An 18622-nucleotide genomic window follows, 5' to 3' on the forward strand; every position below is an offset into this window, starting at 1 on the left:
CTAGTATAATTGTGCATCGGACCCGGAAATATAAGCTTCTTCCGCTTTCTGTATCTCCTTACGATAGTTGATATATTCATTGTTCTGATCAGGAACAATCATGACAAATTCAAAGATAAAGGCTTCACTTCCCAATTCTGTCCATTCCCTTTGTAGCTGAAGATTAGTGAACATTCCGCCATTTAAAAGGAATTTCATTTTATTCATCAAAGCCTCAAGATGTAAGGATCCCTGGATATACTGTTTCCCATTTGTAGTATTAGTAACCGCAAGTACCCCCATCGTTGTTTTATGGTCTTTTGCTTTTTCCCTTAGCTGTTTTTTTGCTGCATTTTTCATTGATGATTATTGTATATTTCCTCCAAGATCAAATAAAAATTCATTTACTGTTTTTAAAGATTTACTCTTTCTGGAAGGAAGGATTTCTTTTGTAATATATTCGGCGCTTAGTGTAGCTTCTTCAAATATCTTTTTACCATTAGCTGTAATTACAACATAGCTGACGCGGGCATCTCTTTCGTTGGCTTCTCTTGCTACCAAACCTATTTTTTCAAGAGGATTCAATAAACGGGTCACTCCAGATGCCGTAAGTCCGGTTTTTTCGGCAAGATCTATCCTCCGCATCTTACCCTGAGGAGAAGAACTGAGAAGATAAAGTATAACAAAGTCATTGAGTCCCAAACCATGAGCACCCAGAGAATCAAACCTTCTGGCAATTTCAGATTGCAGTTTATTAAGGTTGATTAAAAATAATAATTCATTGCTTATCATTGAAAAGTATTTGATTAGTCAAGTATTTTATTTTGCAAATATATTAAATTAAATGAATTACAATGCATGTTTTAATATTTTAGAAAAAATTAACGTATCAGTGTAGGTAAATGATTTTATGATGTGACTGTATAATTTTTAAAATTAAGACACCAAATGTTGTGTAAATATCAAAGTACAGGGCTTTTAACCAATTTTTTATCATTATATCTTTAAACAGAGAATTATTTTTATGTAATCAAATATATTATAACAGCCGTTTTATTAACTTAATATTTTGTTAAAAAAGTCACTTTTAAGGGATAATTTACTGTCTGTCAGCCAATATTTTTTAATTTAGCTGATAAGAATGAATTTATGCTTATTGAAGGAGATTTTAGGACAAAATTTTTAAACTGCAAAATAAATGAAATTGTGCTGTTTTTAAAAAAACTTTCAAAAAATAAAAAAGAAGATACTGCTCTTTTCAAAAAATATATCAATAAAGAACGGAATCAAAAGGTGATCTTATCAGGATGTTTATCATCGTGATTTGATCAGGTTCATGTATCGGGTATCTTTTTTTTCGGGTTCCGTTTGCAACAAAACATTTCAGATGTGACATCGTACTCTGTAAAAAAGTATACGTCTTTTGATGCATAAATGAATCGAAACTTAAGACGGCAACTTGTGGCATAGCTTTGAAACTTTAATGGATAACAAATAACCTGAAAACAACTATATATCAAATTGAAAGCACATGAAAGAAAGACTTTATGAGATCCTTAATGAGGAAAAAATACATGAGATTATCCCTTTTCTGAAGCAGCTTAGCATTGAGGAAAGAAAAACACTGGTGCCGTCTATAAAGAAAATGGACCGGGAGATCAGCAAGATCGTAATGACTAAAAACTCTTACCACACCGCAGGTTCTGTCAATCAGCACTCTATTATTAATATTGCTTCATTTGTCTGCATGGATAAGAAAAATTTCGGTAAAAATTACTGGAGTCTTTTCCGGAATGCAGAACAGACCGAACAGATTTTGGAGTGGGGCTGTCCCGAATGGTTTTCAGACTTTATCAACGAATCTGTAGAAGCTGACTTTACCGCATTTAATTATAAAGATATTTTAGGATGGACAGAAAAAGGCTATGTACAACCGAAACCTCAATTGCTGGGACACCACCTGAGCAATTATCCGGCTGATCTTGATCATTATCCTGAAACCCTGAATACCCATTTCTGGTATCTGTGTAAATATCCTTCCAAATCCTTACCTTTTCGTAAAGAATGGTTTCCTATTGTTCAGAAGCTCATTGCAGACAAAAAAATTGATAGAAAAAGATTTCTGAGAGAATGTCTTCTGGCCTCCAACAGAAACTTTAATAAAAATGTGACAGGCTGGTTTATGGATGCATTTACTTCCTTAAAGCCAACGGAAGAAGAATTGTCTGATCTGCAGGAAGAATTGCTTGCTGGCCTGACATCTTCCCAGTCGAAAGCGGTGAATACCATCTTATCACATCTTAAAAAAATTGCAGGAATTGCTGATTTCAAAAGTGAGGAATTTTCGCATTACCTCCCGAATCTCCTGAGCACAGAAGTGAAAACAGTAGTCGTTTCAAGCTTAGGGCTTACTGAAAAAATATTCCAGAGAAGAAAAATAAACCCGGAACTGCTGGGAATGGCTTTATGTACGGCATTTGTAAGTAAAGACAATGGCATACAGTCAAAGGCAGCTAAGATTATCTTGAAATACATTCCTGTTTCTGAAAATATGATTGAGGCGCTTTCTCATTATTCCGATAATATACTGACAAATATACGTCCTCTTTTGTCAAAATATATTGAACAGAAACAACCGCAGCTGGAGGCGATAGCTTCGGAAAAATTATATTTGACAACACCCGAAAATGCAGTCAAAGTCCTTGAGAATTTTGAAGATCTGATGCTTTATCTGCCTTTGGCTATGGATGACCCATACAGCCATCATTGTGATGTTGCTCTGTCAGGATTTATCCGTTTCGCCGGCGATGTTGATGCCGGTTCGGTGAAGTTGGTAGAACCTGTATTTCTGAAAGCCTGTAAGACAATTTCTAAGTGGGAGGTTCCCTTTCTGAATGTTTTATTGTGCAATGCCATTATCAATTATGGTTTAGAGCTGCTTGAGCAATATCCTGTTCAGCTTAAAAATCTGGAAAAAATCTACCGGAAGACACAAGAAGAAGAAGCTGAAAGAGAGTCTTACTTAAACTATCAGAAAAAACTGGGACCAATAGAAAATGTAGGAGCAGATTGTCCTGCCAAAAGCGCATTTAAAGAGATTGCGATCTATGTCTTTCAAAAAATTAAAACCGGAAACAATATTCCTCTGTTGTTTCCCATTACCCATGCGCCATGCTGGATCTCACCTGTTACACTGGTGGAAAGATTGGAGGCATATCAGAATGCCGGTATTGAACCGCATCATCTTGATATTCAGCTGGCATTGCAGCGTTGTGCTTTAGACAATACTTCAGAAGCTATCATAGAGGTGGAGAAAAGACTGAAAGGGGAATATAAAGACTTATTACTTTTCTTCTTTGGCAAAAATGCTGAACCTGAAGGTGAATGTAAACATCCTTCATGGTGGATGACAGCGGGGATTACACGTTCACCGGAAACTGTATTTGAAAAATTCAGCAGTTTTGGATATGACAATATTCCTGTAGAATTCCTTTCAGGAGAATACACGTGGAGAACTATTGACAGCAGGAAAAATTCTTATTATCCCGCGGAACTTAACATTACCATTCCAAAATACCATCTTGAAAAAAGGAAAGATCCCTTGTTTATGGAATACTTTGTGGCAGAACAGAAAGAGCTTAATGAAATACCTGCCCTGATGCTGTGTTTTCCGAATACCCCGGCAAATGCTCTGGTAAAAGTAATGAAACACTGCCTTTTCTATTCAGGAATTGCTGAAGTTTATGAAAGAAGTCTGGTTCTGAATACAGCCAATGCACTTTATCAGACCAAAAAACCGCTGGATGAAATCGGGTATCTGTTCCTGGGAACTATTTTCCTTGACAGTGATAAAACTATCCGCGAAACGGCGGCTCATATGTGGCTTGAACATGTGTCTGGCCAAATAATGGATAATGCCCGTTTAGGAAGGGTGATCGGGCTCCACGAAAGATTGGAGTGGGCACCCGTTAAAAGATTAACAGATGTTATACAGCATCATATGCTGAATGTCAGTAAAAATCATAATATTGCATTGGAAGAGCTGATTTTCAATATATTGATTCAAATGGATACACCAGTCACCAATCTGAAAAAAATTCTGGAAATCTATCATGAAGTTCTTGCACTCAACCATTCGCAAGTTCATCACAAGATAACAGAGAAAATTAACAGTTGGAAAGAAAACTCCAGTTTGAAAAAAATCTGTAATCTCCTTCTGAAAAAATAATAAGATTTTTGATACATATCTTGTTATTGAAAATACAAAGACGCAAAAACCAGGTTTTGTTAATGAAAACTTTGACCGGGTTCTTGCGTCTCTTTTTATCCAATCTGAAGGAGTTCTGTTATAAATTGTTTGTCTGCTTCATCCATTCGTCATAGCTAAGCACTCCTAATTCAGGTTTACTTTCTCCTTCAAGGATAGAAATAAATTCAAGCTGGTTTCCGTCCGGGTCATTAAAGTAGATAGCCAGTGCAGGCATCCATGCAAATACCATAGGCTCAACACTGCCGTTTTTCAGGAAATTATATGGTTTTAAGTTTTTATTTTCTAAAAATTCCACTGAGTAATTTAAAACATCCTCCTTACTGCTGGAGAAAGCAAAATGTCTCGTTTGAAGGTTTTCCTTCTGCTCCCATAATCCCAACATAAATTCTTTTCCTTCTCCAACCCATAGAAAAGCAATTGGTCTGGTTTCATCTCTGTGAGCCAATTTTAGTCCTAATACTTCAGTATAAAACTGTATTGCATTTTCCAGATCACTCACCTGAACATGGGTTTCATATAGTCCTTTAATCATAGCTTTAATTTTAATAAGACAAAGCTAGACAACCATGCATGAAAAAAACGATGTAAACGATTTCTTTAATGAAATTCAATGATAGAAGGATTTTATGATTGTAAATGACTATTGATGAATAATAAATAATGAATAATGAATAATGAATGATGAATGATGAATGATGAATGATGAATGATGAATGCAGTTGTGTTTCATTTGGAACTGCCTAAGCTAAAAAATAAAAAACAAAGAAAAATTTGCTACGCAAAAAGATTGCGTAATACTGTTTTTACTTTGCATCAGAAATCAGGGAGGAATTATCGATCCTTCTCCATGTTTAACAAATTAAAACAGTAACCATGAAATTTAATTTTTTAAAAAAAGAAAATAAAGTAGTACTGAACTACGAGGGTGCAAAAGCATATGCAATGACACCTGCGGAAGAATTGTATAGTGCTGTTGTTACAACAGGACTGTCGGATGCCAACTATGAAAAAGGAAATGACAGATTGGAGAGAATCCGGTCTCTGATCAAAAAAAATAATCCTGAATTTGTGGCAAAACTGGCGGTGTACGCAAGGAAAGATATGTACCTGCGTTCCATTCCTTTGGTTCTAACTACCGAATTGGCAAAACAGACTTCCGGAACAGATCTGGTGAGCAAAACAGTAGATGAAGTCATTCAGAGAGCTGATGAAATCACAGAATTGCTGGCTTATTATCAACTTGCCAATAAAAGGACGGAAACTAAAAAACTGAACAAACTATCCAAGCAGATTCAGAAAGGTCTGGTGAAATCATTCAACAAGTTTGATGAATACCAGTTTGCAAAATACAACAGGAAAGCAGAGGTAACCCTGAAAGACGCACTTTTTCTGGTTCACCCGAAAGCAAAAGACGAAAACCAGCAAATGGTCTTCAATAAAATTGCAAATAATACATTAGAAACTCCTTATACCTGGGAAGTGGAACTTTCTGTTCTGGGACAGACAAAATTTGCTGATGATGCAGAAAGAAAGCTTGCTTTCAAAAACAAATGGGAAGAACTGATTTTCAGCAATAAATTAGGTTATATGGCAACCATGCGAAACCTGAGAAATATTCTGGATGCCGGAGTGTCTGCTGATGCAATGGATAAAGTCTGTAAATATCTTTCCGATGAAAGAGCCGTCTCCAATTCAAAACAGCTTCCATTCAGATTTCTGGCGGCTTACAGAGAATTGAAAACTATAGATTCTCCTTATCTGTCATCCGTATTGGAAGCACTGGAAGAAGCTGTTGTGGTGAGTGCTAAAAACATTAAAGGTTTTGGTTTTGATACTTCAGTGGTAATTGCTGCAGATGTCTCAGGCTCTATGCAGAAACGGGTTTCTCATAAAAGCAAAATACTGCTGTATGATATTGGTTTGCTGATGTCGATGATTCTTCAGTCACAGTGTAAAAATGTGGTGACAGGTATTTTCGGTGACCGCTGGCTGAGAGTTCCAATGCCTAAAAACGGTATTTTAAGAAATGTAGACGCTTTCTACAAACGTGAAGGTGAAGTAGGATATGCTACCAATGGCTACAAAGTGATTGAGGATCTGATTAAAAGAGGTGAAAAAGTGAACAAAGTAATGTTATTCACCGATACCCAAATGTGGGATAGTACTGGAAGCAGAAACTCTTTTGAAGATCTGTGGAACAAATACAAGGCTATCACTCCTCATGCAAAACTGTATATTTTTGACCTGGCAGGTTATGGCAGACAGCCGATTGATATCAGAAAAAATGATGTATATCTTATTGCAGGCTGGTCAGATAAAATTTTCGATGTGCTGAACGCATTGGAAGATAAAAAGTCAGCTGTAGAAATGATTCATAAAGTAGTGCTGTAAAAGGCACTGCTTTTAAAATATAGAAAAACTATTAATATATTCAGAAGCTTACTCCCGCTTTCCACTTTATCTTTTTCGCCAAAGCTTTTTTCAAGCCATTCAGAAAAAGGATGTCGTTGCAATCGGGGCTAGAATTAAACAATATACTATGAAACTCATTAATACCATTGAAATTAGTCCGTTACGATATTCTAAGGAAGAATTCGAATTGCCGGAAATTTCAGATTATCCCGATCCCGAAGAATGGTTTACCAAATGGGAAGAAGCAGTTTCTCAGCTGAATTTTAATTTTGAGACCATTGAGAAAGGATCTTACCTGGTGGATATTGAAACCATCGATGATGAAAATCTGAAGATGATTGTAGAAAACAAAATGGAAGACATGGAATCAGACGAATCTGAAGAAGATATTAGTATCATGGCCTTTGACGGCGGAATTGTATTAAAAATAGAAGATAAAATACTGATACAACCTAACTGTTGTAGTGATATAAGTAATATTGAAGATTGGGAAAATATTTTTAAGACACCAACTTCAGAATGGAGAATGCTATGGATAGGGCATCCGTGGGTGTTTTACAAAAGAGAAAATGGGAAAGTCTTCTTCTCAGAATATACAGAATCCAATGTTGAGGATGTTGAAAATATAAAAATTGTTGCAGAAGTAGAAGAATCCGAACTTAAAACTGAGTTGGAAAAAGTAATCACACAGCAAGTCAATTTAAAAAGCAGAATATTATCTGGTTTAAAAACAATGAATTGTAAATATCCCGAGAAAATTTCAAAACAATTGGCTGGAATTAAATAATGACATAGGAAATGGAGGCGTTAAGAAAATAAGCTATACAAACGTTAAGAAAATTCTACTGTTTGAAGTGCGACACAGAAAGCGAAACGAAGAAGTAATAGCAAATTCGCGCAAGTTTTAGAATTTTTAGAGCGTGTAGGTTATTTTTAGCCGGAGTTTCCAGGTCTTGAACTTTTGGTTCTTTTGCTTCAAGGCAAAACGAACAAAATTTAAAAAAATCAAACTACGTAAAAAGATTGCGTACTTACCATATAATTTTGCAATGTTAATAATATCGGTGCCGTTAGAAAGACCTGTTTTGATTCCAAACTGAAAGAGTCTTTCAAGAGATTACCCGGTAGTAAACCAATTCTCATATCTATAAACCTTTGACAGATAAAATTCATGTGATGGACAGGCTTCACACCCTGAAAGGACTTTATTTCCTTGGTCGTTCATAAGAGTTCCATCATCAAACTTTTAATTTGACTAGAATCAAAAACTCTTATACATTTTTACTTGGTTTTTAATAAAAAAAACAACTGCGTAAAAAGATTGCGCAGTAGAGGTGTAATTTTGTAAAAAGAAAACTAATAACTATGAAAAATTATAAATCCAATTTAAAAGAAGCATTGTATTGAGGTTAATACTCAATACTTATGAAAAAAAATAAACCATTAAGACAAAAATTTGGATTCAATGAATATGGACTCATTGACTTTCCAAAGAAAATTTCCGGAACACAGATTTCAAGATTGATGTATGGAAATGAAATGGGATGCTCATTCTGTTTTCCACACGGTTATGAAGTAGTGAATGCAAAGTATACAAAGTTCCAGAGAAACTGGAAGAAATATAGAAAAAACCGATGGAAAAATTAAATCAGGTGCCGTTTTGGAGTCATACTTCGAGTTAAGTCTTCAGATGTAGGTTCAATTCCTGCCATTCCTGTTGTAAACGGAATGTAGCTCAAAAGATAGAGCAGGAGAAAAAGAAAAGATTCCGCCGTTTTGCCCTGATACTATAAAAGAGTGCCGTAGAAAAGGCTTACTTCGGTATAATATTGGTTCGACTCCATAACAGATCACGAAAGTGTTCTTGTCAAAGTCTTTTTGAATCTAGCCTCTTTTATTTAATTCACATCAATGAAAAGATAATAAAAGGTCAGAATTTCCATCAATGAGAACTATAAAATATGACATAGGAAATGGAGGCGTTAAGAAAATAAGTTATACGAACGTTAAGAAAATTCTATTGTTTGAAGCGCGACACAGAAAGTGAAACGAAGAACTAATATAACATTCGCGCAAGTTTTAGAATTTTTAGAGAGTGTAGGTTATTTTTAGCCGGAATTTCCAGGTCTTGAACTTTTGGTTCTTTTGCTTCAAGGCAAAACGAACAAATATTTTAAAAAAATAATCTACGTAAAAAGATTGCGCAGTAGCGATATAATTTCGTAAAAAGAAAACTAATAACTATGAATAAAAATAAAAATCAAGTGTCGTCTTAGAATCATACTTCGAGATTGAGTAAACATTGGGTCGCAGGTTCGAATCCTGCCTTTTCCCTCGAAAAGGAGAGTAGCTCAGCGGGTAGAGCAAATGCACGGAAGATTCTGAAAAATATTACCTTGATTTGCATAAAGAGTGCCGTAGAAAAGGCCTACTTCGGTTTAATTTGGTTCGACTCCAGAAGGTCATGAAAATGATCTTGTACAAGTCTTTTCGAATCTAGCCTCTTTTTTATTTTAAAGTTTTCAGGGAAAAGCTGTAGAGGTTGAATACTAAGCTTTTATAAAGATTATCAAAAAAGTCAGGTAACGATTTGGTAACGGTGCTTACTGCTTTGCTTTTCAACGTACTTCCGTTAGCTCAAGGCAAATATACAAAAATAGAAGGATAGGAAAATTAAAACCTATCCTTTATTTATCACTCTTAAATATTTTTGATTCTTATTAATAGCTACTAGAATAAAACATTAATTTCCTGATATTCCATTAACAAAAGTATCTACGAAACCTATGATTTTATTTAGAATACGATCTCCGATTTCCTTAGATTTTAATACACTTGGTCTTCCTTCTTTCCGTAAATCTAAAATTTCTTTTCGCAAAGGTTCACGTTCTGTAAACAAATAATTCTCTATAAGTCTTTCTGTTTTTTCTTCGGAAAGATTTTCTGTATTGACTAATTCCTGAAGTGCCTTTTCTTGCTCTACAGTCCAGAATTTTTCAAACTCCTCAGGAATGGTATCCGTATCTTCAATATGTGGTAAACTTTCCTGAATAAATTTTTCAATTAATTCCCTTTTGCTTCTTAATGATACTTCGGTGTTCAGTAAATTGAATATGTCTTTTTCAATACTTTCTTTGTCTTTTGCACTATGTTTCGACTTAAATTTAATCAATAACTGGAGTATGTAAGTTACATTGATTGTATCACGCCTAATCAATTCCAATTCAAAATCTATATCATTAAGAATAGACGCTTTTTTAGACGGGTCAGTAGGATCAAGTCTTTCCTTTAAATCCAAATATTTACTGGTATAATCTGCAAAAAGCTGTTCTTCCATCTGTAAATCATCCCAAGTAAATTCTGTATAATGACTCATTTTCTTGTGCAAACGCATCATGGCGCGGAAAGCCAAAATAAATTGTAGCTGATCTTCTTCCGAATATAAGCCATCAACAGACACTATTTCTGGAACAATTTCTAATAATTTCTGCGTGGCTTCGTTGAACTTTTCTACATACACTTCGTAGGGTTCAACTATGATTTCGTCAATTGCTTCTTTATTGCTGAATAAAGCGATCGCTTCGTCTGTCTCGTCTTTAAGGTTTCGGAAACATACAATATTTCCCTGTGTTTTATTCTTATCCAGGATACGATTGGTACGGCTAAAAGCTTGTATCAATCCATGATATTTCAGATTTTTATCAACGTATAAGGTATTTAAGTTCTTGCTATCGAATCCTGTCAAAAACATATTGGCGACTAACAGAATATCTGTTTCTGGCTTAGGATGTTTTGATTTTTTAGCTACGGCATTGTAATAGTTGTAAAATCCTTCCGTGTCTTTGATGCTGTGCTTTTCACCAAATAGTTCGTTAAAATCCGCTACATAAGTTTCCAACAGTTCCCTGCGATGGGGTACATAACGACTTTCGTATTCCACCTCCGGCTCTGCGACCATATTTAGCGGGGCATATACTTGCTCTTTCATCTCCTCTTCGTTCTGAGCAAAGCTAAAAATAGTCGCTATTTTTAAATCGTGTTGTCCCTCTTGTTTTTTACGTTTAAAGATTTCATAGTATTGAATGACCGAATCAATGTCCTGTACACACATCATGGCACAAAATTTCCTGTTTTGCGTTTTCTGATCGTGGTATTGAATGATGTAATCGACAATGGCTTCCTTTCGTTCAGGAGCCTCAAAAACTTCAGTTTCATTGATTTCCTCTACTTTTAAATCAATGATATGTTCTTTCTGTTTGAAAGTCTGAATGTATTCTACAGAAAACTTCAGTACATTCTCATCACGTATGGCATCTGTAATTACATATTTATGTAGACATTTCCCAAACAAGCTTGCGGTTGTTTTTTCTCCATCTGCATTCTCTGCCAAGATAGGTGTACCTGTGAAGCCAAATAGTTGAATATTGGTAAAATAATTGACGATATTTTTATGGGTATCACCAAATTGCGAACGATGGCATTCGTCAAAGATAAAAACCATCCTTTCGTTCTGAATGGATTTCATTTTTGATAAGTTTCTTCCTGAAATCGCATTATTCAGCTTTTGAATGGTCGTAACGATAATGCGAACATTCGGGTCGTTTAATTTGCGAATAAGGTCATCCGTATTCGTTGCAGAACTTACGGATCCTTTACTGAACTTATCATACTCTTGATTGGTTTGATAGTCTAAATCTTTTCTATCTACCACAAAAACCACTTTTTTGATAGCTGGAATTTTAGATAGAATTTGACTGGCTTTAAAGCTCGTTAAAGTTTTTCCACTTCCAGTTGTATGCCAGATGTAGCCATTTTTTTCGATGTTATAGCCATTCAGAATTTCGTTTTCTTTTACCTTTTTGATAATACTTTCTACCGCATAATACTGATATGGACGAAGTACCATCAGACGTTTATCAGTTTCATTCAGAACGATATATTTACAGATCATTTTACTGATATGACAAGGTTCTAAAAAAGAATCGGTAAAGCCGTTTAAAATATTATTTAATGGATTATTTTGTTCGTCTGTCCAATGAAAAGTTTGAAGATATTCCTGTTTATGTGTTCCAAAATTGCTGAAATATTTGGTATTTACACCATTGCTAATAATGAATAACTGTACAAAATGAAACAAACCCTTTCCTGCACCAAAGCTATGTTTTTGATAGCGGTTGATTTGGTTGAATGCTTCTTTCATTTCCAAACCTCTTCGTTTCAGCTCGATTTGTACCAAAGGCAAACCATTCACCAGTAAGGTAACATCATAGCGGTTTTCATATTTCCCCTCCTGCGTGATTTGATTAGTTACCTGATATTCGTTCTGACACCAATGTTCTACATTGAGAAATTCAAAATAGAGGTTATCACCATTATCCCGAATAATATGATGTTTCTTTTCACGCAATATCTTGGCTTTTTCAAATACAGAACCTTTGTTGAGTATGTTCAACACTTTTTCAAATTCACTATCGCTAAATTGTATATGATTGTGCTTTTCTAATTGTGTTTTCAGGTTTGCCAGTAAAGCTTTTTCATCAGCAATAAAAGCGTATTTATATCCCAATTTTTGTAATTGGGCAACGAGTTGCTCTTCTAAAATTTGTTCGGACTGTTTGCTCAAAATAATTATGAATTAGGAGTTTATCTTGTTCTTTTCATCTATGTACAAATTTAACAAAATAAAATGTTCTCCTAATCCATAATCTAAAACTTATCTAAGAGCCTTAAACATCTGCTCAATAGCTTTCTTCTTTTGTTCCATATTAGGATGTACATAAAGATTTAACGTGGTGCTGATGTTGGAATGCCCTAATAGTACACTTACCGTTTTATAATCGCAATTACTTTCAATACATCGGGTTGCGAAACTATGTCTTAACCCGTGAAATTTAAGTTCAGGCATTTTTAATTCTTTCATTAAATTTTTGTAATAGCTTCTGTAGGTTCTTGGCTCCGTTGGTTTAGCATCGTTTGTCAATACAAAGAATGATTGATTTACAATCTTTTTAAATGGTTTCAATATTCTTAATAAATCCTTACTTATCGGAATTTCACGAATAGAATTTTTAGTTTTCGGGGTATCCAGAATCAATTCCGTTCTACGAGTTCCATCCTCTATCACATAAATACGCTGGATAGTTCTGTTAATACTGATAATTCCGTTATCGGTATCAATATCTTCCCAAGTTAAGGCACATACTTCCCCAATACGCATTCCTGCACTTAAACATATATATACACCTAAATTTCTAAATGTAAAATGTTCTTGTATATAGTTCATTATTTTTTTCTGATCAGTCTTGGTTAGCACTTCAATATTATGCTTTTCTCGTTCAGTAGGAAACTGAATATCAAAAGGGGTATACTGTAACCATTTGTTTTTAGCTCCAAATTTCAAAATCATTTTCAGAACAATTAAAATATCCTTAATTGTTTTATGACTTAAACCCGTTTCCAATTTTTGAAAAACAAAGCTTTGAACATCAGCTTCCTCAATCGCAATTTTGTTCCCGAAATTAGGCAGTAGATGATTTTCAATCAATAGCGTATAAGCTGAGAAACTTGATTTTTTTACATACTGTTTTTTGTCTATTTTCCATAGATCGATAACTTCTGAGAGTTGTTTTTGTTCATTCATTATAATTTAATTTTTTAAAATCTCAAAGGAAAGCAATTGAAGATTAAGGATTATTAATCTTTCGAATAGATTTGGAACTAAGGTTCCCAATTTGAGATTTCCTGAATTTACGGAGGAGTGGGAAACTAAGAAGTTGGGGGAAGTAGCAACAAATGTTATGTACGGTATGAATGCTGCTGCAACTAATTACGATGGCGAAAATCAGTATATACGAATCACAGATATCGACGAACAAACTAGATTATTTTGTCCTAATCCTTTATCATCTCCAGATGGAGAGTTAGACAATAAATACTTATTACATAAGGGAGATATACTTTTTGCAAGGACAGGAGCGAGTGTCGGAAAGTCTTATCTATATAATGATAAGGATGGTAAGATTTACTTTGCAGGTTTTTTAATTCGTCTTAATGTGAGAGCCGAAGACCCATATTTTATTTTTTCACAAACACTGACCGAAAAATATCAAAGATGGGTACTAACAATGTCAATGCGCTCAGGGCAACCAGGAATTAATGCGGAAGAATATAAATTGTTACCAATAGTCATTCCGTCAATCCAAGAACAAGAAAAGATTTCGTCATTTCTATCCTTAATAGACTCTCGAATCCAAACCCAAAACAAAATAATTGAGGAGTTGAAATTATTAAAGATTACGATTAGTAAGAAATTATTCTCACGTCAATTGAGATTTAAAAATGGAAACAATGAAAACTATATAGATTGGAATACTAAAAAGTTGGGAGAGGTTACAACTCTTGTAAATAAGAGAAATAAAAATAACGAAAAGCTTCCTGTTTATTCTATAAATAACAAATTAGGATTCGTTCCGCAAAGTGAGCAATTCGAGGGAGTTGATAGCGAAGATAGAGGCTACGATATTAAACTATACAAAATAATTGACACGAACACCTTTGCCTATAATCCAGCAAGAATTAATGTGGGGTCTATTGGCTATAGTGAAAACTTAGAGAATATTATTATCAGTTCATTGTATGTTTGTTTTAAAACAGATAACACCGTAAATGACAACTTTCTATATCAATATCTAAAGACAGATTTTTTTAATAGAGAAGTTTTAAGAAATGTTGAAGGAGGAGTAAGAGATTATCTTTTCTACGACAATTTTGCGAGAATTAAATTTGGTTTACCTTGTATTGAAGAGCAAAAAAAGATTGCTGATTACCTTTCATCTATAGATTCAAAGATTGATATTGAAAGCCAACTATTGCATAAATTTGAAAAACAAAAGAGATACTTGTTAGCTAATTTATTTATATAAATAAATTAGCTAACAAGTATTGTTTCTGCTTAAGTAATAGCGTATGAATTTCAAATTCAGTTTTTATTTTATCGTCAATACTTGCTAGAAAATCTGCAACATATGTTTGTTGAATATAATTTGGTAATTGCATTTCCATAGTCTCAATTTCGGAGATATAATGCCGTTTGTGTTCATTTGATGATAGATTTAAAAATGACAAATACTCAAATATAAATTTTAGGTTCACATTTGGTTTCGCTGTCAGTATTTTAATTGCTGAAGATTTTACTTTGAATGGAAAATTAACAAACTTTATATCCATTGTAAAATCATCGAAAATGATACATTGACCTTTGTCATAAATACCAAATTCTTCATCGGTATATCCTAATACAAAAGCTTTATTTGCAGTTAGAACTGGAATTAGCGAAATATCAGATGAATAATCCGTATTTGTAACCAAATATTTAGTTGGCTGTTCATAGTTTAAAGTATCCTTAACTTGAACATATTCATTTTCGTGATTAAGAATTTGTTCGTATAGTTGATAGCGAAGCGTAATCACATAGGAAATAAAATCCTTAATTAAAGGGCTTTGTCAGAAGCTAATTCTAAATCAAGTACCAAATAAGAAAATAAATAATTGTGTTTCTTCCTATTCATCATCATTAACAGAATCCGATGTAATTGATAAAAATGGGATTTACCCAGTTTATGGAGCTACAGGTATTATTGCATTTACGGAAAATCCTCAAATTAATGAAGATGCAATTTTAATAATCAAAGATGGATCTGGAGTTGGAAAGGTTCAATACGCATCAGATAAGTTTTCGGTTATTGGTACTTTGAACTATCTGACTGTAAAACCAGATGTTAATTTGAAATATATTTTTTTCTGTTTAAAATACTTCAACTTTGAGAAATACAAAGTTGGTTCTGGGATTCCACATATCTATTTCAAAGATTATGGAGAAACATTTATTTATTGCCCCCCTTTGGAAGAACAAAATAAAATAGAAAGTTTATTATCTTCAATCGATTCAAAAATTAATATCGAAACTCAATATATAAAAGAGCTGAAGGAACAGAAAACGTTTTTATTTCAACAAATGTTTGTATAAAAATCTATACAAACATTTGATTCAGAAGGTATTTTTTTTGATTTTCAAACTGTGTTAAAATTGCTTCTTCGGTTTGGATTTTTTGATCAATATTATTTAACAATGATGCAATATTTTCTACTTCCTTTTCATCGGTTGGTAAAAAAATCGTATTATCTAAAAATCTTTGGTTGGTAATATTTATAGTATTTTTTGCACCTTTCTGCACTAGACTATGCAGGTAGTTATTAGCATTGATCGGACTATTGAAATAATAGTGGAGAATATTTCCAATACATACATTTTTGGGTTCATAAACTCCATATAGTGGAGAAACTGCAACATTTTCACTAATAAAACTTTGTTTTATTATTCCATACGGAAATTCACCCGTTGGACTTTTAGTATAAACAACATCGCCAAAATGTACTACATTGTAATTAGTTGTATTTTTTGACGCAAAAGAACGCCCAAGATATTCTATTTGATTAATAACACCTTTACTAACCGAAACAGAAAAAATTGGCAAATTGTCTTTATTCGTTTCTTTACGTTCAGTAAGTATATTTCGTAAATATTGTTTTTCCCATTGTTTGTTATTTGCTAAATTCTGACAAAGCCCTTTAATTAAGGTTTCTAATTGTTCAATTATTTTGTTTTGGGTTTGAATTCTTTCGTCAATTAAAGCCAAAAATGAAGAAATTCTATTTTGCTCATTGAGCTTTGGCAGACTTAAAGAAAGAGAAGCTAGTTGACTTGAATATAGATGTACTACGGAAATACCTTGTGCTAAATTAGCTATTTCCATTTTCTTTTTACTGTTTAGATAATAAGACAAAAAGATTCCATTAATATTAGTCTTAATAATATTCAAATCACCCCCTAGTGCAATGCCAGATTTCAAGACACAGGAAGCTGTTGCAATATCGATTGTTGTTTCGCCAGAAGCAGGAATTATGACGTCATTCTTTTCACTTAAGACTAAAGTCGATGGATTTACATTAGTCTTGGATTTTATCTCGTTGATAACCTCTCTATAATGCGTATAGAGTTCGCCATATCTTATACATTCAATAATTCCATTTTCTTCTATATCACTTTTAGAAATTCCCTTTCCCTTTGAAAACGTAGCAATCTCCCCCAACTTCTTAGTTTCCCACTCCTCCATAAATTCAGGAAATCTCAAATTGGGAACGTTACCTACTTTTAATTTTTTATTTATCATCTCGATGATTCAATTTTCGTTAGTAAAAACATTAAGGATGTAAAAAATTAAAAAACAAGTCCCAATTCTTTGAAATACACGTCGATTTCTTTGTCCAGTTCTGCTCGTTTTGCTTCTAAAGATTTGATTTCCTGCATTACGGCTTGGATATCGATTTCTTCTTCGGCTTCAAAAGTGTCCACATATCTTGGAATATTAAGATTGTAGTCATTCTCTTCAACTTCTTTCAAAGTAGCTAAGTGACTGTATTTTTCAATAGTCGTTCTGTTACGATAGGTTTCAACAATCTTATCAATATGTTCTTCCCGCAACATATTTTGGTTCTTTACCTTTTCAAATTCCTTACTAGCATCGATAAATAAAATATGGTCAGGATCTTCCTTACACTTTTTAAACACCAGAATACAAGTCGGAATACTGGTTCCGTAGAAAATATTGGCAGGCAAGCCGATGACTGCATCCAAATAATTTTTCTGTTCAATCAGGTATTTACGGATGTGTAATTCTGCTGCTCCACGGAACAACACACCATGAGGAAGAACAATAGCCATTGTTCCATTCTCTGCCAAATGATAAATCATGTGTTGCACAAATGCAAAGTCAGCCTTGCTTGATGGTGCTAATTTTCCATATTGACTAAAACGGTCATCGTTTAAAAATAATGGATTGGCACTCCATTTCGCTGAAAAAGGAGGATTTGCGACAATTGCTTCAAATGGCATATCGTTTAAATGCTGTGGATGTTCTAGTGTATCCTCTTGTTTTATATCGAACTGACGATAATGCACTCCATGCAAGATCATATTCATGCGAGCAAGATTGTACGTTGTACGGTTCATTTCTTGTCCGTAGAAATTATTGACATCTTTTACTTCTCTTGCAACACGTAATAGTAATGATCCTGAACCACAAGTTGGGTCATATACCGATTTTAAACGATTTTTACCTGTTGTAACAATTTTTGCAAGAATTTTGGATACTTCTTGAGGCGTATAAAACTCTCCCGCTTTTTTTCCTGCACCGCTGGCAAACTGACCGATCAAATACTCATAAGCATCTCCTAAAACATCCAATTCTGTATCATTCAATTTGAAGTCAATTTCATCGAGATGCTTTAGAACTTTTACAATAAGTGTATTTCTAGCATCAGCAGTTCTACCCAGATTATTACTATTCAAATCCATATCAGAGAACAAGTCCTCAAAGTCTTCTTCACTTTGTGTACCCATTGTACTGAGCTGGATATTGGTCAGGATTTTTTGTAAATCTTCAAGAATAAAATTGTTATCACCTCTTTTGGTAATTTCGCTAAATAGCTCAGAAGGTTTTAAAAAATACCCTAATGTTTCCAGAGCTTCTTCTCGAATGGCTTCAATATATTCTAAACCTTTAGGCGTATCTTCTTTGATATCTCTGAATTGAATTTGATCTTCTTCCAAAATGGAATTTGCATAGATTTCCATTTTTTCAGCCAAGTATTTATAAAAAATAAATCCCAAAATATAATCTCGGAATTCATCGGCGTTCATTTTTCCACGTAATGTATTGGCTATATTCCAGAGCTGTTGCTCTAATATTTTCTTCTGTTCTTCTGACATTGAAATAAGCGTTATTTGATTAGGGATTTTTAATCCTTAAGAATCCACTAAAATAGTAAACTTTTAGCTACTAAACATTATTTAGGCTGTAAAAAAGGTAGTTGTTTGAATAGACAAATTTGGTTTAGAAAATT

General features: G+C 33.8%; 14 protein-coding genes and 1 pseudogene. 7 read left to right on the forward strand and 8 right to left on the reverse strand.

The annotated features are described in order from the left end of the window. Together EL165_RS20080 and EL165_RS20085 are read right to left on the reverse strand one after the other, a co-directional pair. Nucleotides 1-339: a GIY-YIG nuclease family protein gene (locus EL165_RS20080; protein ID WP_002983440.1), complete on the reverse strand. Its 339-nt coding sequence runs from the start codon at nucleotides 337-339 to the stop codon at nucleotides 1-3. A gap of 6 nt (nucleotides 340-345) precedes the next feature. Continuing rightward, a complete protein-coding gene (locus EL165_RS20085) occupies nucleotides 346-771 on the reverse strand; it encodes a MarR family winged helix-turn-helix transcriptional regulator (protein ID WP_002983438.1) in 426 nt (141 codons plus the stop codon). A gap of 739 nt (nucleotides 772-1510) precedes the next feature. Between EL165_RS20085 and EL165_RS20090 the strand changes: the two genes are divergently transcribed. Then, the gene (locus tag EL165_RS20090; protein ID WP_002983435.1) at nucleotides 1511-4207 is read left to right on the forward strand and encodes a DUF6493 family protein; all 2697 of its coding nucleotides are present in this window, start codon (nucleotides 1511-1513) and stop codon (nucleotides 4205-4207) included. A 118-nt stretch (nucleotides 4208-4325) separates the two neighbouring features. Here the strand turns inward: EL165_RS20090 and EL165_RS20095 are convergent, their stop codons facing one another. Further along, nucleotides 4326-4781 carry a VOC family protein gene (locus tag EL165_RS20095; protein ID WP_002983434.1) on the reverse strand — a complete coding sequence of 152 codons (456 nt, stop codon included), beginning with the start codon at nucleotides 4779-4781 and terminating at the stop codon, nucleotides 4326-4328. Nucleotides 4782-5122: 341 nt separating this feature from the next. On the opposite strand from EL165_RS20095, the gene EL165_RS20100 reads away from it, so the two are divergent. From EL165_RS20100 to EL165_RS20115, 4 genes and pseudogenes are all read left to right on the forward strand, one after another. Further along, nucleotides 5123-6640: a TROVE domain-containing protein gene (locus tag EL165_RS20100; protein WP_002983433.1), complete on the forward strand. Its 1518-nt coding sequence runs from the start codon at nucleotides 5123-5125 to the stop codon at nucleotides 6638-6640. 148 nt (nucleotides 6641-6788) lie between these two features. Continuing rightward, nucleotides 6789-7448, forward strand: coding sequence for a hypothetical protein (locus EL165_RS20105; protein WP_002983430.1), 660 nt, complete (start codon nucleotides 6789-6791; stop codon nucleotides 7446-7448). 350 nt (nucleotides 7449-7798) lie between these two features. After that, nucleotides 7799-7888, forward strand: a pseudogene (locus tag EL165_RS26385) (type III pantothenate kinase); the annotation flags it as partial. A gap of 198 nt (nucleotides 7889-8086) precedes the next feature. Continuing rightward, nucleotides 8087-8308 (forward strand): hypothetical protein, encoded by a 222-nt coding sequence (locus tag EL165_RS20115; protein ID WP_002983428.1) that lies wholly within the window; start codon nucleotides 8087-8089, stop codon nucleotides 8306-8308. A gap of 1096 nt (nucleotides 8309-9404) precedes the next feature. Here the strand turns inward: EL165_RS20115 and EL165_RS20120 are convergent. Further along, complete coding sequence (locus EL165_RS20120; protein ID WP_002983427.1) at nucleotides 9405-12284, reverse strand: type I restriction endonuclease subunit R; 2880 nt, start codon at nucleotides 12282-12284, stop codon at nucleotides 9405-9407. Nucleotides 12285-12374: 90 nt separating this feature from the next. Beyond that, nucleotides 12375-13301: a tyrosine-type recombinase/integrase gene (locus tag EL165_RS20125; protein WP_002983426.1), complete on the reverse strand. Its 927-nt coding sequence runs from the start codon at nucleotides 13299-13301 to the stop codon at nucleotides 12375-12377. A gap of 91 nt (nucleotides 13302-13392) precedes the next feature. Between EL165_RS20125 and EL165_RS25925 the strand changes: the two genes are divergently transcribed. Beyond that, the gene (locus tag EL165_RS25925; protein ID WP_164720344.1) at nucleotides 13393-14583 is read left to right on the forward strand and encodes a restriction endonuclease subunit S; all 1191 of its coding nucleotides are present in this window, start codon (nucleotides 13393-13395) and stop codon (nucleotides 14581-14583) included. Here the strand turns inward: EL165_RS25925 and EL165_RS25930 are convergent. Beyond that, complete coding sequence (locus EL165_RS25930) at nucleotides 14576-15130, reverse strand: restriction endonuclease subunit S (protein WP_158637601.1); 555 nt, start codon at nucleotides 15128-15130, stop codon at nucleotides 14576-14578. The genes EL165_RS25925 and EL165_RS25930 overlap by 8 nt on opposite strands. Before the next feature lie 166 nt (nucleotides 15131-15296). Between EL165_RS25930 and EL165_RS20135 the strand changes: the two genes are divergently transcribed. Further along, nucleotides 15297-15686 (forward strand): restriction endonuclease subunit S, encoded by a 390-nt coding sequence (locus tag EL165_RS20135; RefSeq protein ID WP_232529195.1) that lies wholly within the window; start codon nucleotides 15297-15299, stop codon nucleotides 15684-15686. A 4-nt stretch (nucleotides 15687-15690) separates the two neighbouring features. On the opposite strand, the gene EL165_RS20140 is transcribed toward EL165_RS20135, so the two are convergent. Beyond that, on the reverse strand, nucleotides 15691-16890 hold the full coding sequence (locus EL165_RS20140; RefSeq protein ID WP_126358681.1) for a restriction endonuclease subunit S: 1200 nt from the start codon (nucleotides 16888-16890) through the stop codon (nucleotides 15691-15693). A 47-nt stretch (nucleotides 16891-16937) separates the two neighbouring features. Next, the gene (locus EL165_RS20145; RefSeq protein ID WP_002984843.1) at nucleotides 16938-18488 is read right to left on the reverse strand and encodes a type I restriction-modification system subunit M; all 1551 of its coding nucleotides are present in this window, start codon (nucleotides 18486-18488) and stop codon (nucleotides 16938-16940) included. Nucleotides 18489-18622 lie beyond the last annotated feature (134 nt).

Source organism: Chryseobacterium gleum (assembly GCF_900636535.1).
In the GTDB taxonomy this organism is placed as follows: Bacteria; Bacteroidota; Bacteroidia; order Flavobacteriales; family Weeksellaceae; genus Chryseobacterium; species Chryseobacterium gleum.

What these genes read in the sequence shown, in the direction of transcription:
- EL165_RS20080 (WP_002983440.1), bottom strand. Translation starts at nt 339, where the DNA reads ATGAAAAATGCAGCAAAAAAACAGCTAAGGGAAAAAGCAAAAGACCAT.
- EL165_RS20085 (WP_002983438.1), bottom strand. Translation starts at nt 771, where the DNA reads ATGATAAGCAATGAATTATTATTTTTAATCAACCTTAATAAACTGCAA.
- EL165_RS20090 (WP_002983435.1), top strand. Translation starts at nt 1,511, where the DNA reads ATGAAAGAAAGACTTTATGAGATCCTTAATGAGGAAAAAATACATGAG.
- EL165_RS20095 (WP_002983434.1), bottom strand. Translation starts at nt 4,781, where the DNA reads ATGATTAAAGGACTATATGAAACCCATGTTCAGGTGAGTGATCTGGAA.
- EL165_RS20100 (WP_002983433.1), top strand. Translation starts at nt 5,123, where the DNA reads ATGAAATTTAATTTTTTAAAAAAAGAAAATAAAGTAGTACTGAACTAC.
- EL165_RS20105 (WP_002983430.1), top strand. Translation starts at nt 6,789, where the DNA reads ATGAAACTCATTAATACCATTGAAATTAGTCCGTTACGATATTCTAAG.
- EL165_RS20115 (WP_002983428.1), top strand. Translation starts at nt 8,087, where the DNA reads ATGAAAAAAAATAAACCATTAAGACAAAAATTTGGATTCAATGAATAT.
- EL165_RS20125 (WP_002983426.1), bottom strand. Translation starts at nt 13,301, where the DNA reads ATGAATGAACAAAAACAACTCTCAGAAGTTATCGATCTATGGAAAATA.
- EL165_RS20140 (WP_126358681.1), bottom strand. Translation starts at nt 16,890, where the DNA reads ATGATAAATAAAAAATTAAAAGTAGGTAACGTTCCCAATTTGAGATTT.
- EL165_RS20145 (WP_002984843.1), bottom strand. Translation starts at nt 18,488, where the DNA reads ATGTCAGAAGAACAGAAGAAAATATTAGAGCAACAGCTCTGGAATATA.